This is a genomic window from Pseudomonas fildesensis, from assembly GCF_001050345.1.
Classification (GTDB): Bacteria; Pseudomonadota; Gammaproteobacteria; order Pseudomonadales; family Pseudomonadaceae; genus Aquipseudomonas; species Aquipseudomonas fildesensis.
Genome location: NZ_LFMW01000004.1, coordinates 431,734 through 448,717, shown reverse-complemented (window position 1 = coordinate 448,717; position 16,984 = coordinate 431,734). Strand labels below are relative to the sequence as shown.

Sequence of the window (16,984 nt, the reverse complement as noted above, 5' to 3'; positions counted from 1 at the left end):
CATGAAGATTGCATTTATCGGCTTGGGCAACATGGGCGCACCCATGGCCCGCAACCTGATCAAGGCCGGGCACGCGCTGAACCTGTTCGACCTGAACCAGGCCGTGCTCAAGGAACTGGCCGAGCTGGGCGGCAGCATCAGCGACTCGCCGCGTGATGCGGCCCAGGGTGCCGAACTGGTGATTACCATGCTGCCGGCTGCTGCCCATGTACGCAGCGTCTGGCTGAATGAAGACGGCGTTTTGGCCGGCATCGGCAAAGGCGTGCCGGCGGTGGATTGCAGCACCATCGACCCGCAAACCATCCGCGATGTCGCCGCTGCGGCGGCCAAGCAAGGTGTTGTTGTGGCCGACGCCCCGGTCTCCGGCGGCACCGGCGGCGCCAGTGCGGGCACCCTGACCTTCATGGTCGGCGCCACCCCGGAACTGTTTGCCACTCTGCAACCGGTGCTGGCACAGATGGGCCGCAATATTGTGCACTGCGGCGACGTAGGCACCGGGCAAATCGCCAAGATCTGTAACAACCTGCTATTGGGTATCAGCATGGTCGGCGTCAGCGAAGCCATGGCCCTGGGCGACGCGCTGGGTATCGACACCCAAGTGCTGGCCGGGATCATCAACAGCTCCACCGGCCGCTGCTGGAGTTCCGACACCTACAACCCATGGCCGGGCGTGATCGAAACCGCACCATCGTCGCGTGGCTACACCGGAGGTTTTGGCGCCGACCTGATGCTCAAAGACCTCGGCCTGGCCACCGAAGCCGCGCGCCAGGCCCACCAGCCGGTGATCCTCGGCGCCGTGGCCCAGCAGTTGTATCAATCGATGAGCCAGCGTGGGGAAGGGGGCAAGGACTTCTCGGCGATCATCAACAGCTATCGCAAGCCCAAATAATGGGGCGAGCAGGCTGACTGTGATGAGTGGGCTTCTTGTGGCAAGCCCGCTCGCCACAAGAAAACAGTTCACTGTAGAAGTGGCTCAAGCAAACACAAAATACTTACGCACCGTTTCGACCACTTCCCACGTCCCCTTCATCCCCGGTTCCACCACAAAGATATCCCCAGCCCGCAAATGGATCGGCTCCATCCCTTCAGGGGTGATCACGCAGTAGCCTTCCTGGAAATGGCAGTATTCCCACTTCACGTATTCCACGTACCACTTGCCCGGTGTGCAGATCCAGGTGCCCATGATCTTGCTGCCGTCTTCGCTGGTGTAGGCGTTGAGGTTGACGGTGTGCGGGTCGCCTTCGAGCTTTTCCCATTTGCAGGCATCCAGGACCGGCAAGGGGTGGGTGTCGCGCAGTACGGTGATGGGCTTGGACATGATGACTCCGAGGCAGGGAATGGAAAGATGCACCCTAAGGCCTTGAGCGTTGTGCAGATGGTCTGAACTCGACACCGGGATGTCCAGAAGCGCAGGCGGGTGTATTTGACATACCCAATCACCCATTCGCTGTTTCCTTGTATGCGCCCGCCTCGCTCCTACAGAATGGGATACCCAGTAAGCAACGTTTTGAAAGATCCAATCACCCATTCGCCATTTCCTCGCAGTAAGTGCGAAAGATTTCCCGCTTGGCGCCAGAATTCGCAAGAAAATTCGCAGCAGGCCCTCGTATCATTCACCCCAGTAAAGACCGAGAGCCTTGAAATGAACCCAATAAAAGCGTGGTGGGACATCAGCCCGCCCTTGAGCACGGCGACCCCGACCTGGCCGGGCGATACGCCGTTCCAGGAAGAGCGTGTGTGGCAGTTCGGCCCGGAGTGCCCGGTGAATGTGGGGCGCATTACCTTGTCGCCGCACACCGGCGCGCATGTGGATGCGCCGCTGCATTACAGCGCGGACGGCGCGCCGATTGGCGAGGTGTCGCTGGACGTGTACATGGGCCCATGTCGGGTGCTGCATTGCCTGGACAGCGGCGCGCTGGTGCAGCCACATCAGTTGGAAGGGCGTGTGGATAACTTGCCGGAGCGTGTGTTGCTACGCACTTATCCACAAGCGCCGTTGACCGAATGGGATTCGAACTTCACCGCCATCGCGCCGCAAACCATTGAGCTGCTTGCCAGCCTCGGTGTGCGTCTGATTGGTATCGATACGCCGTCGCTGGATCCGCAACAGTCCAAGACCATGGATTCTCACAACGCCGTAGCCCGCCATGGCATGGCGATTCTCGAAGGCATCGTGCTCGATGACGTCCCTGAGGGCGACTACGAACTGATCGCGCTGCCGCTGCGGTTTGCCAACCTCGATGCCAGCCCTGTACGCGCAATCCTGCGTCCGCTCAAGGAGCCCACTCGATGAGCCAGTGTCCCTTTTCTCCCGATTACCAACCGCCGGAAGAATGGCATAACGCCGAACTGAATTTTTCCGAGTCCATGAGCTACGGCGACTACCTGGACCTGGGCAAAGTCCTCAGCGCCCAGCACCCGCTGTCGCCGGACCACAACGAAATGCTCTTCATCATCCAGCACCAGACCTCGGAGCTGTGGATGAAGCTGATGCTCCACGAACTCAAGGCCGCCCGCGAACACGTGCGCATGGGCGAATTGCCGCCGGCATTCAAGATGCTGGCGCGGGTGTCGCGCATCTTCGATCAACTGGTGCACGCCTGGGCGGTGCTGGCGACGATGACGCCGTCGGAGTACAAGGCGATCCGCCCGTTCCTGGGGCAGTCGTCGGGGTTCCAGTCGTTCCAGTACCGTGAGATAGAATTCATCCTCGGCAATAAAAGCGCGGCGCTGTTGGGGCCTCACGCCCATCGGCCGGAGTTGTTGAACGAGTTGAAAGTCGCGATTGCCACACCGTCGCTGTATGACGAGGCGATCAACCTGATGGCCAAGGCTGGTCTGACGATTGACCCCAAGCGTGCTGAACGCGACCCGACGGCGGCCACGGTTCATGATGAGTCTGTGGAGGCGGCGTGGCGTGAGGTGTATCGCGATCCGAGCCGTTACTGGGACCGGTATCAGTTGGCCGAAAAGTTTATCGACCTGGAAGATTCGTTCCGCCAATGGCGCTTTCGGCATGTCACCACGGTGGAGCGCATCATCGGCTTCCAGCCGGGTACCGGCGGCACCGAGGGCGTGGGTTACCTGCGCAAGATGCTCGACACCGTGCTGTTCCCCGAGCTGTGGCGAGTGCGTTCCACGCTGTAATCAAATGTGGGAGGGGGCTTGCTCCCGATGGCGGTCGGTCAGTCTCTCTGTAAGTGACTGACACACTGCCATCGGGAGCAAGCCCCCTCTCACATGGGTTACTGCGTTACTGCAACCCTGGCTTTTTTGATCCGCAACCGGTACGCGATGTAGATGATCCCCACCCACACGGGCATCGCATACACCGACGGCCGCATATCGGGGATGGCCACCATCACGCCGATGATCATCAGCATGAACGCCAGGCACAGGTAGTTGCTGAACGGGAACCAGAAGGTCTTGAACGACGGCACCACACCTTGCTCGCCCATGGCCTTGCGGAACTTGATGTGGGTGAGGCTGATCAACGCCCAGTTGATCATCAGCGAGGCAACCACCAGCGCGAACAGCAACACCAGGGCGTCCTGCGGCGCGACGTAGTTGATGACCACGCACAGCAGGGTCACCAGTGCCGAAATCGCCAGGGCGCGCAGCGGCACACCTTGCTTGTTCAGCTTCATCAACGCTTTGGGCGCATCGCCCTGCTCAGCCAGGCCGAACAGCATGCGGCTGTTGCAGTACACGCCGCTGTTGTACACGGACAGCGCCGCGGTCAGTACCACGAAGTTAAGGATCTGCGCGGCGGTGTCGTTGCCAATCAGCGAGAAGATCTGCACGAACGGGCTGCCACTGTAGGCATCGCCCGATGCGCCGAGGGTTTGCAGCAGCTGATCCCACGGGTACAGCGACAGCAAGACGGTCAGGGCGCCGACGTAGAAAATCAGAATCCGGTAGACCACCTGGTTGATCGCTTTCGGGATCACTTTGCGCGGTTCGCTGGCCTCGGCGGCGGTGATACCCACCAGTTCCAGGCCGCCGAATGAGAACATGATGAAGGCCATGGACATCAACAGCCCCATGCTGCCATTCGGGAAGAACCCGCCGTGGTCCCACAGGTTACTGATGGAGGCTTGCGGGCCGCCGGTGCCGCTGATCAGCAGGTAGCAGCCGAGTACGATCATGCCGACAATCGCCACCACCTTGATGATCGCAAACCAGAACTCGGTTTCACCGAAGAACTTCACGTTCAGGGTGTTGATCAGGTTCACCGCGACAAAGAACACCAGCGCGCTGACCCAGGTCGGAATCTCTGGCCACCAGAACTGGATGTACTTGCCCACGGCCGTCAGTTCGGCCATGCCCACCAGTACGTAGAGCACCCAGTAGTTCCAGCCCGCCAGGAAGCCCGCGTAACCGCCCCAGTATTTGTGCGCGAAGTGGCTGAAGGAGCCGGCCACCGGTTCTTCGACGATCATCTCGCCGAGCTGGCGCATGATCAGGAACGCGATGAAACCGGCGATCGCGTAGCCCAGGATCATCGACGGCCCCGCCGACTTGAGCACGCCCGCCGAGCCGAGGAACAGCCCCGTGCCAATCGCCCCTCCCAAGGCAATCAGCTGAATATGCCGGTTCTTCAGGCCACGCTTGAGGCCTACCGGGTTAACCATGTCATCCGCCATTAACATTCCCTTCTACTTGTTTTTCTCAGGGTTGATTGCACGCCGCACCAGCCCCCCAGAAGTGCTGAGGGGTCAGATATTACTCTGCGTGAACTTTTCGTAATACAGCTGAACGCCATCAAGTGCCTGATCCGCCAGCCATTGCTGGATGGATTCGACCATTGGCGGCGGGCCGCACACGTACATATCCGCCGATCTGTCCCGTAATTCGGCCAGGTCGAAGTGTTGGGTGAGGTAGCCGCGTTTGCCCGGCCATTCGGGTGAGGCGTCGCTCAGCACTTCGGTGTAGCGAAAATGGGGCAGTTTCGACGCGTAGGCAGTGATGCGCTCGGCCTCGCATAAGTCCTCGGCGCCGCGTACACCGTAGTAGAGGTGCACGGGTTGATCGCAGCGATTGGCGGCCAGCTCATCGAGCATGCCGAGCAGCGCCGACAAGCCGGTACCGCCGGCCACCAGCACCAACGGTTGGGTGACGTGGCGCAGATAGAACGCACCCAGCGGCGCCTCCATCAGCAGGTGATCGCCGACCTGGCAACGCTGCCGCATGTAGTTGCTCATTACGCCGTCGGGCAGCAGGCGGATCAAAAACTGCAGCTGATTACCTGGCCGATTGGCGAAGGAATAGGAACGCCAGCTGTCGGTGCCGGGGACCGACAGGCGCGCGTATTGGCCGGGCAGAAAATCCAGTGGCTGATCCAGCTGCACCTGCAGGATCGCCGTGCTGGTCGACACTTGCTGCACCTTGCTCACTGTGCCGCGAACCTGCACCGGCCCAGGCGCATTGCACAGGCTCGAATCAAAGTCGAAGTAGAACGCCGCGTCGGACTTCACCCGGGTCTGGCAACTGAGCATCTTGCGTTGCTGCAGGTCGAGGCTGGAGAGGGCTTCTTCGTCGACATAATCCTGGGTGTAGTCGCCCGACTCGCAGCGGCCCTGGCAAGTGCCGCATACGCCTTCGCGGCAATCCAGGGGGATCTTGATGCCATTGCGCAGGGCGGCATCCAGCAGGACTTCATTGGCGCCCACCGGGAAAAACAGGGTCTTGCCGTCGGCAAAACTGAAGGCCACTTTGTGATTCATTTGTTTCTCTCCGCGTATACATGACGTGCGCATACCTTGTGGCGAGGGAGCTTGCTCCCGCTGGAGTGCGCAGCGCTCCCAAGCTTTTTGGGGCCGCTGCGCAGCCCAGCGGGAGCAAGCTCCCTCGCCACAGGGTGTGATGTGCCTGATCAAAGGTGATAGAAATCCAGCACCGAGTTGATGGTGTCGTTGAGCAGCAACGCGTGCTTACGCGTGATCAGCCAGCTGTCGCCATTCGGCTTCAGGCGGTACGTCGCATGCCCGTAAAACTGCTCCGACGTGGTCAGCCGATAGAACAGCGTGTGCCAGTTCAACCGCACCTCCAACGTGCCGTCCGCCTGCTCGGCAATGCGCACGTTATTGATCAGGTGCAACGTGCGCGGCATCGGCGTGGCTGACGCCGCCTTGCCAGTGCGTAGGCGGAACACGCGGTCTTCCAGGCCCGAGCGGTTGGCGTAATAGATCAACGACATCTCGCGCTTGGGGTCGCGGGTGTAGACGTGTTCCGAGTCCCACTGCGGCAGGTGGAATTCGCTCTGCGGGTCAAACAACTGCACATAGGCGTCCCAGTCCTGGGCGTCGCACAGTTCGGATTTGCGGTAGAAAAACTGCTCGATCTGGTACTGCAACTGGGCACTCATCACTCCACCTCCCGCAGCTTCAGCGCTTGTTGATCCAGGCCCTTGAGCAGGAATTGCTGCCAGTTGCGGTGCTGGTTGACGTACAGGCCCTCATGGGTGAATTCGGTGCCGGTCATGGCCGGTTGGATGCCGAGCGCTTCGCTGTTCGGCGTGGGGCCGGTCTGCCAACGATGGCTGCCGCGTGAGATATCGCTCCAGCGCTCCAGCCGGCCCTGGAAACCGCGCTGGGCTTCGCGGAATTCCACCAGGTCATCCGGCGTGCCCATGCCGGACACGTTGAAGAAGTCTTCAAACTGGCGGATGCGGTTTTCGCGGTCGGCGTCGGACTCGTTTTTCACCCCCAGGCACTGGCTGATGATCTCGGTCTTGTTCCACGCCACCGGGCGGATGATGCGCAGCTGCGAGCTGATCTGGTCGAGGAAAAACAGGCTCGGGTAGATATTCAGGTTGCGCAGGCGGTGCATCATCCACTCGGCCTTTGGCTGGCCGTGTTCGCACGCAAGGCGCGGCATGATGGTGGCGTAGCCGGAGCGCACGCTGGGGTTGGGCATGTCGCTGAACAACAGGCTGTGGCCATTGTTGAAGGCGAACCAGCCGTCATCGGTATTCGCGTCGCCGGCGCCGAGCTTGCTGTAGTCCAGCGTAGTGCCGGAGCCCGTGCCGTTTTCGGTATTCACCTGCTGGCGATGCTGCACCGTGGCCACGTAGTTGTAGTGCACGGTGCTGACGTGATAACCGTCCAGGCCGTTCTCGTTTTGCAGTTTCCAGTTGCCGTCGTAGGTGTAGGCGGACTTGCCCGGCAGCACTTCCAGCTCACCGGTGGCGGACTGGGCGACCATCATGTCGAAGAACACTTTGGCATCGCCGAGGAAGTCTTCCAGGCTGTCCGTGCCATTCACATTCAGGCTGATGAATACAAAGCCCTTATAGCTTTCGATGCGTGCCTTTTTCAGGCCGCGCGTGGCCTTGTCGAAACCCTCCGGGTATTCCCCCGGCGCCTTGACCTTCACCAGCCGGCCGTCGCTCTTGTAGCACCATGCGTGGAATGGGCAGGTGAAGGTCGACTGGTTGCCCTTGCCGACGCGAGTCAGCGTGGTGCCGCGATGCTGGCAGGCGTTGATCAGCGCGTTGAGTTGGCCTTCGCCGTCGCGGGTGATGATCATCGGTTGGCGCCCGGCGCGCATCGTAACGAAGTCGTGGTTGTTGGCCAGTTCGCTTTCGTGGCAGGCGTAGATCCAGTTCTTTTCGAAGATCAGTTCCATCTCCAGGTCGAACAGTTCCGGCTCGGTGAACATGTCGCGGGCGATGCGAAACACTTCATCCACAGGGCGAAAATCCAGGCAGCTTTCGATAAAGCTTTTCCACTGCTCGACGCTTCTTGCACCACTCATGGGAGGCACCTTTTTGATAGGGGCTAATCGGTGGTTTATTAGAGGCAGCGAGGCAGTGCGCGGGCTATCCGCTTAATGGGTGAAGGTGGGCCGGATAATTGGGCAGCAAATACCCACGGCGGTGCAGGGCGGTGACGCAATGCGCTACTGTCTTGCAAGGCCATTGTCGGAAAAGTCGGGTTCTTATCCACTTAGTCGACCGTTGCTATCCACCCAGTGACAATGCCGCTGGCGTGGCGTGGAACTTGCTGTCGAACAATAACGACGCGCCGTCAGAGCGCGCATATGCCTAACCGCCGTGGGTGCACCCTGATGAGTAGCCATACACGTGATATTCATATTCAACGCTTCGACCTGGAAGGCGCCTGCAGCTGGATGTCCGGCATCTGCGGGCCCCACCGCCTGGCGACGGCCACGCCCGAGCGCCTGCGTTTCCATCACAGCGCCAACGTGTTCAAGTCCCGCGCCACCACCCTGGGCGTGATCGAATACGGCACCGACGTGACCATCGACATCGAAGACGCCGAACACTTCAGCAGCTACAGCCTGAGCCTGCCCCTGGTGGGCGAGCAGGAGTTGAGCAAGAACGGTGAGCGCCTCAGTTCCAACCGTGACCAAGGCGTGATCATCTCGCCCAACGAGCACCAGGTGCTGGCGATTTCCGGCGACTGCCGCAAGCTGCAAGTGGTGATCACCCGCGCGGCGATGAGCGAGTCGCTGGAAGGCTTGCTGCAACGGCCGATTGAGGCGCCGCTGCGGTTTGAATCAGTGATGGACGCGGTGGACGGCGCCCCGGCGTCATGGTGGCGCATGGCGCGTTACTTCATCGCGGAGCTTGAGCGCAGCAGCGAGTTGTATGAGCAGGCGGCGTTTACCCGCGACCTGGAAAGCTCGCTGATCAAGGGGCTGATCCTCGCCCAGCCGAACAATTACTCCGAAGAACTGCGCGATGTACTGGGGGTGAAACTGCCGCATTACCTCATTCGTGCGCGCCAGTACATCCACGACAACGCCCGTGAAGCCGTGCACCTGGAAGACCTCGAGGCCGCCGCCGGCGTGTCGCGCTTCAAGCTGTTTGACGCCTTCCGCAAATACTTCGCCCTGTCGCCCATGGCCTACCTGAAAAAGCATCGGCTGGGTGCCGTGCGCCAGGAAATCCTCGAACACGGCTCCATTCGCACCATCTCCGAAATCGCGTTGAGCTGGGGTTTTACCCACCTGGGGCGATTTTCGGCGGAGTACCGGAAACTGTTCGATGAGTCGCCCAGCCAGACTCTGCAACGCAACGATGCCCGGCGCCAACGCTAGCCCCCTTGTAGGCGCTGGCAAGCCGGCTCCTACAAGGGAGGTGTTTGAATCAACTCTTCCACCAGTTGCAGACAATGGCTGAGCCCCGGCGATTGATCATTCACCCGTCGGCTCAGAATAATCGGCGAGGTCGCCGTGGCTTCCACGATCGGCGTGTAGCCGATATCCGCCCGGTGCAGCACCTGCACCGAAGCGGGCACCAGCGTCACGCCCATGCCTGCGCCGACCAGGCCGATGGCGGTCTGCAATTCGTTGGTCCACTGCGCCACCTTGAGGCTCAAGCCGTGGGCGTCGAACAACGCAATCACATGGTCGGCATAGCTGGGGCGTGGGTTGCCGGGGTAGAGCACAAAAGGCTCGGCTGCCAATTGGGCGAGCGTCGCGGGCGCGGCCAGCAACGGGTGACCGGCCGGCAGCACGGCCACCAGGCGATCCTCCACCAATACGCGCTGGACGATAGCCGGATCGTCGATCCGAATGCGCCCGAAACCCACGTCAATACGCCCGGCCTTGAGCGCTTCGACCTGCTGCAAGGTGGTCATCTCCGACAGCCCCAGCTCCAGCTCCAGCGCCTCATGGTTGCGCAACCGCCGAATCAACTCCGGCAGCACACCGTACAAGGTCGACGGCGCAAACCCGATGCCCAGCCAGGTTTTCTCGCCCTGGCCGATGCGCCGGGTGTTGTCGCAAACCTTGCCCAGTTGCTCCAGCAACACATTGGCGTGCTCATAGAAAAACCGCCCGGCCTCGGTCAGCCGCAGCGGTCGGCCACGTTCGAGCAAAATCACTCCCAGCTCATCTTCCAATTGCTGGATCTGCCGGCTCAACGGCGGTTGGGCGATGTGCAGGCGTTCGGCGGCGCGGGTGAAGTTGAGGGTCTCTCCCAGCACCTGGAAATAGCGCAGGTGACGCAGTTCCATGACGGCTCCTTTCATACCTTGGAGGTATTGTTCGAGACCCATTCTATATTGGAAGCCTTTAAAGATACGGCACAGAATCGGCTACAACCTATAAAGAACCCAACGGGTATTGCCATGCCGATTTGCGCCATCGAGTCGATCGAGACCGTCATCGTCGACCTCCCCACCATTCGCCCGCACAAGCTGGCCATGCACACGATGCAAAACCAGACCCTGGTGGTCATTCGCGTGCGTTGCGCCGACGGCCTTGAAGGCATCGGCGAAGCCACCACCATCGGCGGCCTGAGCTACGGCAACGAAAGCCCCGACAGCATCAAGGTCAACATCGACCGCCACTTCGCGCCGCTGCTGATCGGCCAGGACGCCAGCAATATCAACGCCGCCATGTTGCGCCTCGAGCGCAGCATTCGCGGTAACACCTTTGCCAAGTCCGGTATCGAAAGCGCCTTGCTCGACGCCCTCGGCAAACGCCTGAACCTGCCGGTCAGCGAACTGCTCGGCGGCCGCGTACGCGATGCCTTGCCGGTGGCCTGGACCCTGGCCAGCGGCAACACCGCGCAGGACATTGCCGAGGCCGAAAAGATGCTCGACCTGCGTCGCCATCGCATCTTCAAATTGAAGATCGGTGCCGCAGAAGTCAGCCACGACCTGGCCCATGTGATCGCGATCAAAAAGACCCTGGGCGACCGCGCCAGTGTGCGCGTCGACGTCAACCAGGCCTGGGATGAAGCCGTCGCCCTGCGCGCGTGCAAGGTGCTCGGCGACAACGGCATCGACCTGATCGAGCAACCCATCTCGCGCAACAACCGCAGCGGCATGGCCCGGCTCAACCTGTCGAGCCCGGCGCCGATCATGGCCGACGAATCCATCGAGTGTGTCGAAGACGCCTTCAACCTGGCTCGCGAAGGCGCAGCCTCGGTGTTCGCCCTGAAAATCGCCAAGAACGGCGGCCCGCGCGCGGTACTGCGCACGGCGGCGATTGCCGAAGCGGCGGGGATCGGCCTGTACGGTGGCACCATGCTCGAAGGTGGCATTGGCACCCTGGCCTCGGCGCATGCCTTCCTCACGTTGAACAAGCTGGCGTGGGGCACCGAACTGTTCGGCCCGCTGTTGCTCACCGAAGACATCCTCACCGAGCCGCCGGTGTACCGCGATTTCCAGCTGCATGTCTCCACCGCGCCGGGCCTGGGCCTGGCCATCGATGAAGAGCGTCTGGCGTTCTTCCGTCGCGATAAATAACCCGAGGACGCCTGCCATGTTGTTCCACGTAAAAATGACCGTGAACCTGCCCGTCGACATGAACCCCGAACGCGCCGCCGGCCTCAAGGCCGAAGAGAAAGCCTTGGCGCAGCGCCTGCAGCAAGAAGGCAAATGGCGCCACCTGTGGCGCATCGCCGGGCTCTACGCCAACTACAGCGTGTTCGATGTCGACAGCGTGCAAGAACTGCACGACCTGCTGATGCAACTGCCGCTTTACCCCTACATGACCATCGAAGTGAATGCCCTGTGCCGGCACCCTTCGTCGATCCATGAGGACGACCGCTAGGCTGGTTTTCAAACTAATAACTACAAGATGAGGAATGCACCATGTCCACCCGACTGTCCCAGACTGCCCACGCCCAACGCTTTCTCGAAGAAGCCAGCGGCAACCTTAACGACGGCGGCAACCCGCGCACCAAGGCGTTGATTTACCGAATCCTGCGGGACACGGTAAACATCATCGAAGACCTGGAAGTGACCCCGGAAGAGTTCTGGAAGGCGGTCAACTACCTCAACGAACTGGGCAAAAACCAGGAGGCCGGGTTGCTCGCTGCCGGGCTGGGCCTGGAGCATTACCTGGACCTGTTGATGGACGCCGCCGATGAAGAAACCGGCAAGTCCGGCGGCACCCCGCGCACCATCGAAGGCCCGTTGTATGTGGCCGGTGCACCGCTATCGAAATACGAAGCACGGCTGGACGATGGCCAGGACGACGCGGTTCCGCTGTTCATGCGTGGCCAGGTGCGCGACACCGATGGCAAGCCGTTGGCGGGCGCGATTGTCGATGTCTGGCAGGCCAACAGCGGCGGCACGTATTCGTGGTTTGATCCTGCGCAATCGGAGTTCAACCTGCGCCGGCGCATCGAGACCGATGCCCAGGGCAACTATCGTTTGCGCAGCATTGTGCCGTCGGGGTATGGCTGCCCGCCAACCGGACCGACTCAGCAGTTGCTCGACCAGTTGGGGCGGCATGGGCAGCGGCCGGCGCATATCCACTTCTTCATCTCGGCGCCGGGGCATCGGCACCTGACGACGCAGATCAACCTGTCGGATGACCCGTACCTGCATGATGATTTTGCCTATGCGACGCGCGATGAGCTGATCGCCGAGATTCGTTTCAGTGACGATCAGCAACTGGCGCATGAGTATGGCGTGCAAGGGCGGTTTGCGCAGGTTGACTTTGACTTCGAGTTGCAAGCCGCGGCTGCGCCGGTAGACCAGAAACGCATGCAGCGCGTGCGCGCCCTCGAAGACTGAACCCGGTCAAAAAACTGTGGGAGGGGGCTTGCTCCCGATAGCGGCTTATCAGTAAACATTTAAGTGACTGACACACTGCTATCGGGAGCAAGCCCCCTCCCACATTTGACCGACGGTGTTGCTGTTATTTGCGGATGACCAGGTCAAGCACCTCATCCCGATCCTTGATCTTCTGCAACACAATCTCCGACCGAATATCCATCACCCCCGCCGTGCGGTTCAGGTGGTTCACGATAAAGTCCGAAAAGTGCTTGAGGTTGCGCGCCTGCACCCGCAGCACATAGTTGCTGGCGCCGGTGATCACATAGGCGCTGGCCACTTCCGGCCAGCCTTGCACCTTCTTGATAAACGTCTCATGCCAATCCTCCACATCCTGGCGCAATGACAGGTGGACGATGGCCTCAAGCTCAATCCCCAGCCGCTCGGCATTCAACACCGCGCGATAACCGCTGATGATTCCCTCAGTCTCCAGCAAGCGCAAACGGCGCAGGCAGGCAGAGGGCGACAGGGCTACTTTTTCGGCGAGTTCCTGGTTGCTGATACGGCCATCCTGTTGCAGGAAATGCAGGAGGCGCAGGTCGGTGGCGTCGAGAATCATGGTTAGAATAAATCCGCGTGTTTTCGGTTTAAATTCGAATTTCCTACAGCTTAATTAGCCTGTTGCCCGCCACTTTGCACGAAAATTCTCTAAAGCTTCGTTCATTATTTGGTCCATCTTCACTCATAAAAAGCAGGATCGCTCATGACCACCCGAAGCCATTGCCACGCCCTCGACGCCCAGGACCCGTTGGCGCCATTGCGTCACCAGTTCGCGTTGCCTGCTGGCGTGATCTACCTCGACGGCAACTCCCTCGGCGCACGTCCGGTGGCCGCGTTGGCGCGGGCGCAGGCGGTGATCGCGGACGAATGGGGCAATGGCTTGATTCGCAGCTGGAACAGCGCCGGCTGGGCCGACCTGTCCCAGCGCCTGGGCAATCGCCTGGCCCCGTTGATCGGTGCGCGTGACGGCGAAGTGGTGATCACCGATACCACCTCGATCAACCTGTTCAAGGTGCTCAGCGCCGCGTTGACTGTGCAGCGTCAACGCACGCCTGCGCGCAAGGTGATCGTCAGCGAGGCAAGCAACTTTCCCACCGACCTGTACATCGCCGAAGGCCTGGCCGAACTGCTGCAACAGGGCTATTCCCTGCGCCTGGTGAACAGCCCGGACGAACTGCCCCAGGCCATCGACCAGGACGTGGCGGTGGTGATGCTCACCCACGTCAACTACAAGACGGGCTACATGTACGATATGCAGGCACTCACCGCCTTGAGCCACGAATGTGGCGCGTTGAGTATCTGGGACCTGGCACATTCGGCGGGCGCGGTGCCCATCGACCTGCATCACGCCAATGCCGATTACGCGATTGGCTGCACCTACAAATACCTCAATGGCGGCCCGGGCTCCCAGGCGTTCGTGTGGGTCAACCCTGCGCTGGTAGACGTGGTGCGCCAGCCGTTGTCGGGGTGGTTCGGGCACACGCGGCAATTCGCGATGGAGTCGGCGTATGCGCCGAGCGCCGGCATCGCGCGTTACCTGTGCGGCACCCAGCCGATCACCTCGCTGGCCATGGTGGAGTGCGGGCTGGATATTTTTGCCCAGACCGACATGGCCAGCCTGCGCAGCAAATCGCTCGCTTTGACTGACCTGTTTATCGCGTTGGTCGAAACCCGCTGCGCCGCCCATGAGCTGGCGCTGATCACCCCACGCGAGCACGCCAAGCGCGGCAGCCATGTGAGCTTCGAACACCCTGAAGGCTACGCGGTGATACAGGCCCTGATCGCCCGTGGCGTGATCGGTGATTACCGCGAGCCGCGCATCATGCGGTTTGGTTTTACCCCGCTGTACACCAGCTTTACCGAGGTGTGGGACGCGGTGGAAATCCTCGGCGAAATTCTTGATAACGCCACTTGGGACCAGCCGCAATTCAAGGTGCGCAACAGCGTCACTTAAGAGCACCACAAATCCAATGTGGGAGCTGTCGAGCCCGGCGAGGCTGCGATCGGATCACCGCGGTGTGCCTGACCGACCGAGGCGCCTGCATCGCAGCCTCGCTAAAGCTCGACAGCTCCCACAGGGGGCAGTGCAAGTAGCCAAATAGTGCAATCACAATAATAAAGGGGCACACCACGTGACCACGCCAGACAACGGCTTTGCAGAGATCACCCACCGCGAACTGGGCCTGAGGCGCCAGCTCACTTGCGGCCAGATGAGCATGATCGCCATCGGTGGCGCCATCGGCACCGGGCTGTTCATGGGCAGCGCCTACGCCATTGGCTATGCCGGGCCCAGCGTGTTGCTGAGCTACGCCATCGGCGCGTTGATCACCTTGCTGTTGATGGGCTGCCTGGCGGAGATGACGGTGGCGCATTCCACCTCCGGCTCGTTTGGCGCCTATGCCGAGTTCTACATCAGCCCGCTGGCTGGGTTCCTGGTGCGCTATGCCTACTGGGCGGCGATTGTGTTGGCGGTGGGCGCCGAGGTCACGGCGGTGGCGATGTACATGAAGTACTGGTTCGCCAACGTGCCGGAATGGGTGTGGATCGTGTCGTTTTCCAGCGTGTTGATTGCGCTCAATGCGATCAGCGTGAAGACCTTCGGCACCTTCGAATACTGGTTCTCGACGATCAAGATCAGCGCCATCGTCGGCTTCATCATCTTGGCGGTGTATGTGGTGTTCGGCTCCGGCAAGCCGGATTACGGCGTGCATAATTACACCGCCCATGGCGGCTTTTTCCCCCACGGCTTGAGCGGCATGTGGATCGCGGTAATCGTGTCGATCTTCAGCTACCTCAGCGTGGAAATGATCGCGGTTGCCGCCGGTGAAGCCGCCGACCCGGAGCAGGCAGTCAAGAAGGCCTTTCGCGCGACCATCGTGCGCCTGGTGGTGTTCTACCTGCTGACCCTGGCGTTGATGCTCGCCATTGTGCCTTGGAACCAGGCCGGCCAGAGCCAAAGCCCGTTCGTCACGGTGATGCAGACCATCGGTATTCCCGGTGCCACCGGGGTGATGAATTTCGTGATCCTGATCGCTGCGTTGTCGGCGATGAACAGCCAGCTCTACATCACCACGCGCATGATGTTCAGCCTCTCGCGCGCCGGTTTTGCGCCCAGTGCCATGGGCGCGTTGAGCAAGAGCGGCATCCCGCTGAACGCGTTGCTGCTGTCCAGCTCGGGCATCGCGTTGGCGACTTTGCTCAACGTGGTGTATCCGGAAAGTTCGTTCACGCTGATGATGGCGATCTCGATGTTTGGCGCGATCTTCACCTGGTTCATGATCTTCCTGACGCACCTGTTCTTCCGCCGCTATCGCAAGCGCCACGGCGGGGCGAAGTTGTCGTTCCAACTGCGGCTGTTTCCCTACAGTACGCTGCTGGGCCTGGTGCTGATGGGGGCGGTGATGATCACCACGTATTTCACCGAGGCGTTCAAGATGACGCTGGTGTTTGGCGTGCCGTTCCTGGTGATTCTGTCGGCGGTGTATTACGGATTTTTCCGCAAGGGCAGGGCCAAGGCGTCGAACAAGGCCTTGGCGTAACCGGGCAGCTGTTCGAACGAGCGCGCGCATAACAGTAGCTTTCGACAGGCCCAATCTTCTTGCAGAGGTTGGGCTTTGAAGCCCTGCGCCGACGGCCAACGCTCCAGCGCCGCCAGAGGCACGATCCCCAGGCCCGCGCCACGGGAAACCATGCGAATCACGCCATCAAAGCCATCGGCACGAATGCGCGTCTGCAAGCGAAACCCGGCGTGCAGTGCCTGTTCTTCCAGGTAAACCGCCAGTGCGCTGTTGGCGGACAGGCCCACATAGTCGTGTTGCAGGCTGTCGATAAAACTCACTGTGCTGGCCGCGAGCGGATGCTCCAGCGGCATGATCAGCACCAGCGGGTCGTCGCGAAACGCCAGGGTCTGCAGGCCGTGGGTGTCTACCGAATCGGAGATGATCCCCAGGTCCGCCGTGCCCTGGCGCAAGGCGTGAGTGATACGCAGGCTCGGCAGTTCCTGCAGGTCGATATCGAGGTTGGGGTGTTCGCGCAGAAAGTCCGCCAGCAGTTCCGGCAGGTATTCGCTGAGGGCGGTGGTGTTGCACAGCAGGCGCACCTGGCCTTTGACGCCCTTGGCGTACTCCGCCAGGTCCTGTTGCAGGTGATCGGCCTGTTGCAGCAACAGGCGCGCGTGCCGGGCCAAGGCCTTGCCCGCAGCGGTGGGGGTGACGCCACGACGGCCCCGTTCGAGAAACTCGATGCCCAGCGAGGCCTCCATCGCGCGGATGCGGGCGCTGGCGGCGGCCAGGGATAAATGGCTGCGGGCGGCACCGGCGGTGATGTTGCCGGTGTCGAGGATGTGCAGGTAGAGGCGCAAGTCGATCAGGTCAAAGTGCATGGCTGATTTCTCGGGTGACTGGACTGGCCCCGATGAGGCCCTCAGCCTCACATAAAACAAG

The 16,984-nt window shown here is 61.1% G+C and carries 17 protein-coding genes; 9 read left to right on the top strand and 8 right to left on the bottom strand.

What is annotated here, in order from left to right; all coding sequences use genetic code 11:
• Nucleotide 1 precedes the first annotated feature (1 nt).
• Entirely contained in the window at nucleotides 2-889 is an 888-nt protein-coding gene (gene mmsB / locus ACR52_RS08515) for a 3-hydroxyisobutyrate dehydrogenase (RefSeq protein WP_048722962.1), read from the top strand.
• 84 nt (nucleotides 890-973) lie between these two features.
• Here mmsB and ACR52_RS08510 read toward each other — a convergent pair whose 3' ends face one another.
• Nucleotides 974-1,318, bottom strand: a complete 345-nt coding sequence (locus ACR52_RS08510) for a cupin domain-containing protein (protein WP_003230905.1) — start codon at nucleotides 1,316-1,318, stop codon at nucleotides 974-976.
• 324 nt (nucleotides 1,319-1,642) lie between these two features.
• On the opposite strand from ACR52_RS08510, the gene kynB reads away from it, so the two are divergent.
• Together kynB and kynA are read left to right on the top strand one after the other, a co-directional pair.
• Nucleotides 1,643-2,293, top strand: a complete 651-nt coding sequence (gene kynB, locus ACR52_RS08505; protein WP_048722960.1) for an arylformamidase — start codon at nucleotides 1,643-1,645, stop codon at nucleotides 2,291-2,293.
• The gene (gene kynA, locus ACR52_RS08500; protein ID WP_048722959.1) at nucleotides 2,290-3,147 is read left to right on the top strand and encodes a tryptophan 2,3-dioxygenase; all 858 of its coding nucleotides are present in this window, start codon (nucleotides 2,290-2,292) and stop codon (nucleotides 3,145-3,147) included. Before kynB ends, kynA begins: the two co-directional genes overlap by 4 nt.
• Nucleotides 3,148-3,245: 98 nt before the next feature.
• On the opposite strand, the gene ACR52_RS08495 is transcribed toward kynA, so the two are convergent.
• The 4 genes from ACR52_RS08495 to antA all read right to left on the bottom strand — a co-directional run bounded on the left by ACR52_RS08495 (nucleotide 3,246) and on the right by antA (nucleotide 7,758).
• Nucleotides 3,246-4,646, bottom strand: coding sequence for an amino acid permease (locus ACR52_RS08495; RefSeq protein WP_048722958.1), 1,401 nt, complete (start codon nucleotides 4,644-4,646; stop codon nucleotides 3,246-3,248).
• A 72-nt stretch (nucleotides 4,647-4,718) separates the two neighbouring features.
• On the bottom strand, nucleotides 4,719-5,726 hold the full coding sequence (antC, locus tag ACR52_RS08490) for an anthranilate 1,2-dioxygenase electron transfer component AntC (protein ID WP_048722957.1): 1,008 nt from the start codon (nucleotides 5,724-5,726) through the stop codon (nucleotides 4,719-4,721).
• 149 nt (nucleotides 5,727-5,875) lie between these two features.
• Nucleotides 5,876-6,367 (bottom strand): anthranilate 1,2-dioxygenase small subunit, encoded by a 492-nt coding sequence (gene antB, locus ACR52_RS08485; protein ID WP_048722956.1) that lies wholly within the window; start codon nucleotides 6,365-6,367, stop codon nucleotides 5,876-5,878.
• Nucleotides 6,367-7,758 carry an anthranilate 1,2-dioxygenase large subunit gene (antA, locus tag ACR52_RS08480; RefSeq protein ID WP_048722955.1) on the bottom strand — a complete coding sequence of 464 codons (1,392 nt, stop codon included), beginning with the start codon at nucleotides 7,756-7,758 and terminating at the stop codon, nucleotides 6,367-6,369. The genes antB and antA overlap by 1 nt, the downstream gene beginning before the upstream one ends.
• Nucleotides 7,759-8,070: 312 nt before the next feature.
• On the opposite strand from antA, the gene ACR52_RS08475 reads away from it, so the two are divergent.
• The gene (locus tag ACR52_RS08475; protein ID WP_048723005.1) at nucleotides 8,071-9,066 is read left to right on the top strand and encodes an AraC family transcriptional regulator; all 996 of its coding nucleotides are present in this window, start codon (nucleotides 8,071-8,073) and stop codon (nucleotides 9,064-9,066) included.
• A gap of 29 nt (nucleotides 9,067-9,095) precedes the next feature.
• Here ACR52_RS08475 and ACR52_RS08470 read toward each other — a convergent pair whose 3' ends face one another.
• Entirely contained in the window at nucleotides 9,096-9,986 is an 891-nt protein-coding gene (locus ACR52_RS08470; RefSeq protein ID WP_048722953.1) for a LysR family transcriptional regulator, read from the bottom strand.
• A gap of 114 nt (nucleotides 9,987-10,100) precedes the next feature.
• On the opposite strand from ACR52_RS08470, the gene ACR52_RS08465 reads away from it, so the two are divergent.
• The 3 genes from ACR52_RS08465 to catA are packed head-to-tail and all read left to right on the top strand — an operon-like array spanning nucleotide 10,101 to nucleotide 12,503.
• Nucleotides 10,101-11,225, top strand: a complete 1,125-nt coding sequence (locus ACR52_RS08465) for a muconate cycloisomerase family protein (RefSeq protein WP_048722952.1) — start codon at nucleotides 10,101-10,103, stop codon at nucleotides 11,223-11,225.
• Between the two features lie 16 nt (nucleotides 11,226-11,241).
• On the top strand, nucleotides 11,242-11,532 hold the full coding sequence (catC, locus tag ACR52_RS08460; protein ID WP_048722951.1) for a muconolactone Delta-isomerase: 291 nt from the start codon (nucleotides 11,242-11,244) through the stop codon (nucleotides 11,530-11,532).
• 41 nt (nucleotides 11,533-11,573) lie between these two features.
• Nucleotides 11,574-12,503 (top strand): catechol 1,2-dioxygenase, encoded by a 930-nt coding sequence (catA, locus tag ACR52_RS08455; protein WP_048722950.1) that lies wholly within the window; start codon nucleotides 11,574-11,576, stop codon nucleotides 12,501-12,503.
• Between the two features lie 124 nt (nucleotides 12,504-12,627).
• Here catA and ACR52_RS08450 read toward each other — a convergent pair whose 3' ends face one another.
• Entirely contained in the window at nucleotides 12,628-13,101 is a 474-nt protein-coding gene (locus ACR52_RS08450) for an Lrp/AsnC family transcriptional regulator (protein WP_048722949.1), read from the bottom strand.
• 144 nt (nucleotides 13,102-13,245) lie between these two features.
• Between ACR52_RS08450 and kynU the strand changes: the two genes are divergently transcribed.
• Together kynU and ACR52_RS08440 are read left to right on the top strand one after the other, a co-directional pair.
• Nucleotides 13,246-14,496: a kynureninase gene (gene kynU / locus ACR52_RS08445; RefSeq protein WP_048722947.1), complete on the top strand. Its 1,251-nt coding sequence runs from the start codon at nucleotides 13,246-13,248 to the stop codon at nucleotides 14,494-14,496.
• A gap of 178 nt (nucleotides 14,497-14,674) precedes the next feature.
• Nucleotides 14,675-16,081 (top strand): amino acid permease, encoded by a 1,407-nt coding sequence (locus ACR52_RS08440; protein ID WP_048722945.1) that lies wholly within the window; start codon nucleotides 14,675-14,677, stop codon nucleotides 16,079-16,081.
• Here the strand turns inward: ACR52_RS08440 and ACR52_RS08435 are convergent.
• Nucleotides 16,027-16,923: a LysR family transcriptional regulator gene (locus tag ACR52_RS08435; RefSeq protein ID WP_048722943.1), complete on the bottom strand. Its 897-nt coding sequence runs from the start codon at nucleotides 16,921-16,923 to the stop codon at nucleotides 16,027-16,029. The genes ACR52_RS08440 and ACR52_RS08435 overlap by 55 nt on opposite strands.
• Between the last annotated feature and the right edge of the window lie 61 nt (nucleotides 16,924-16,984).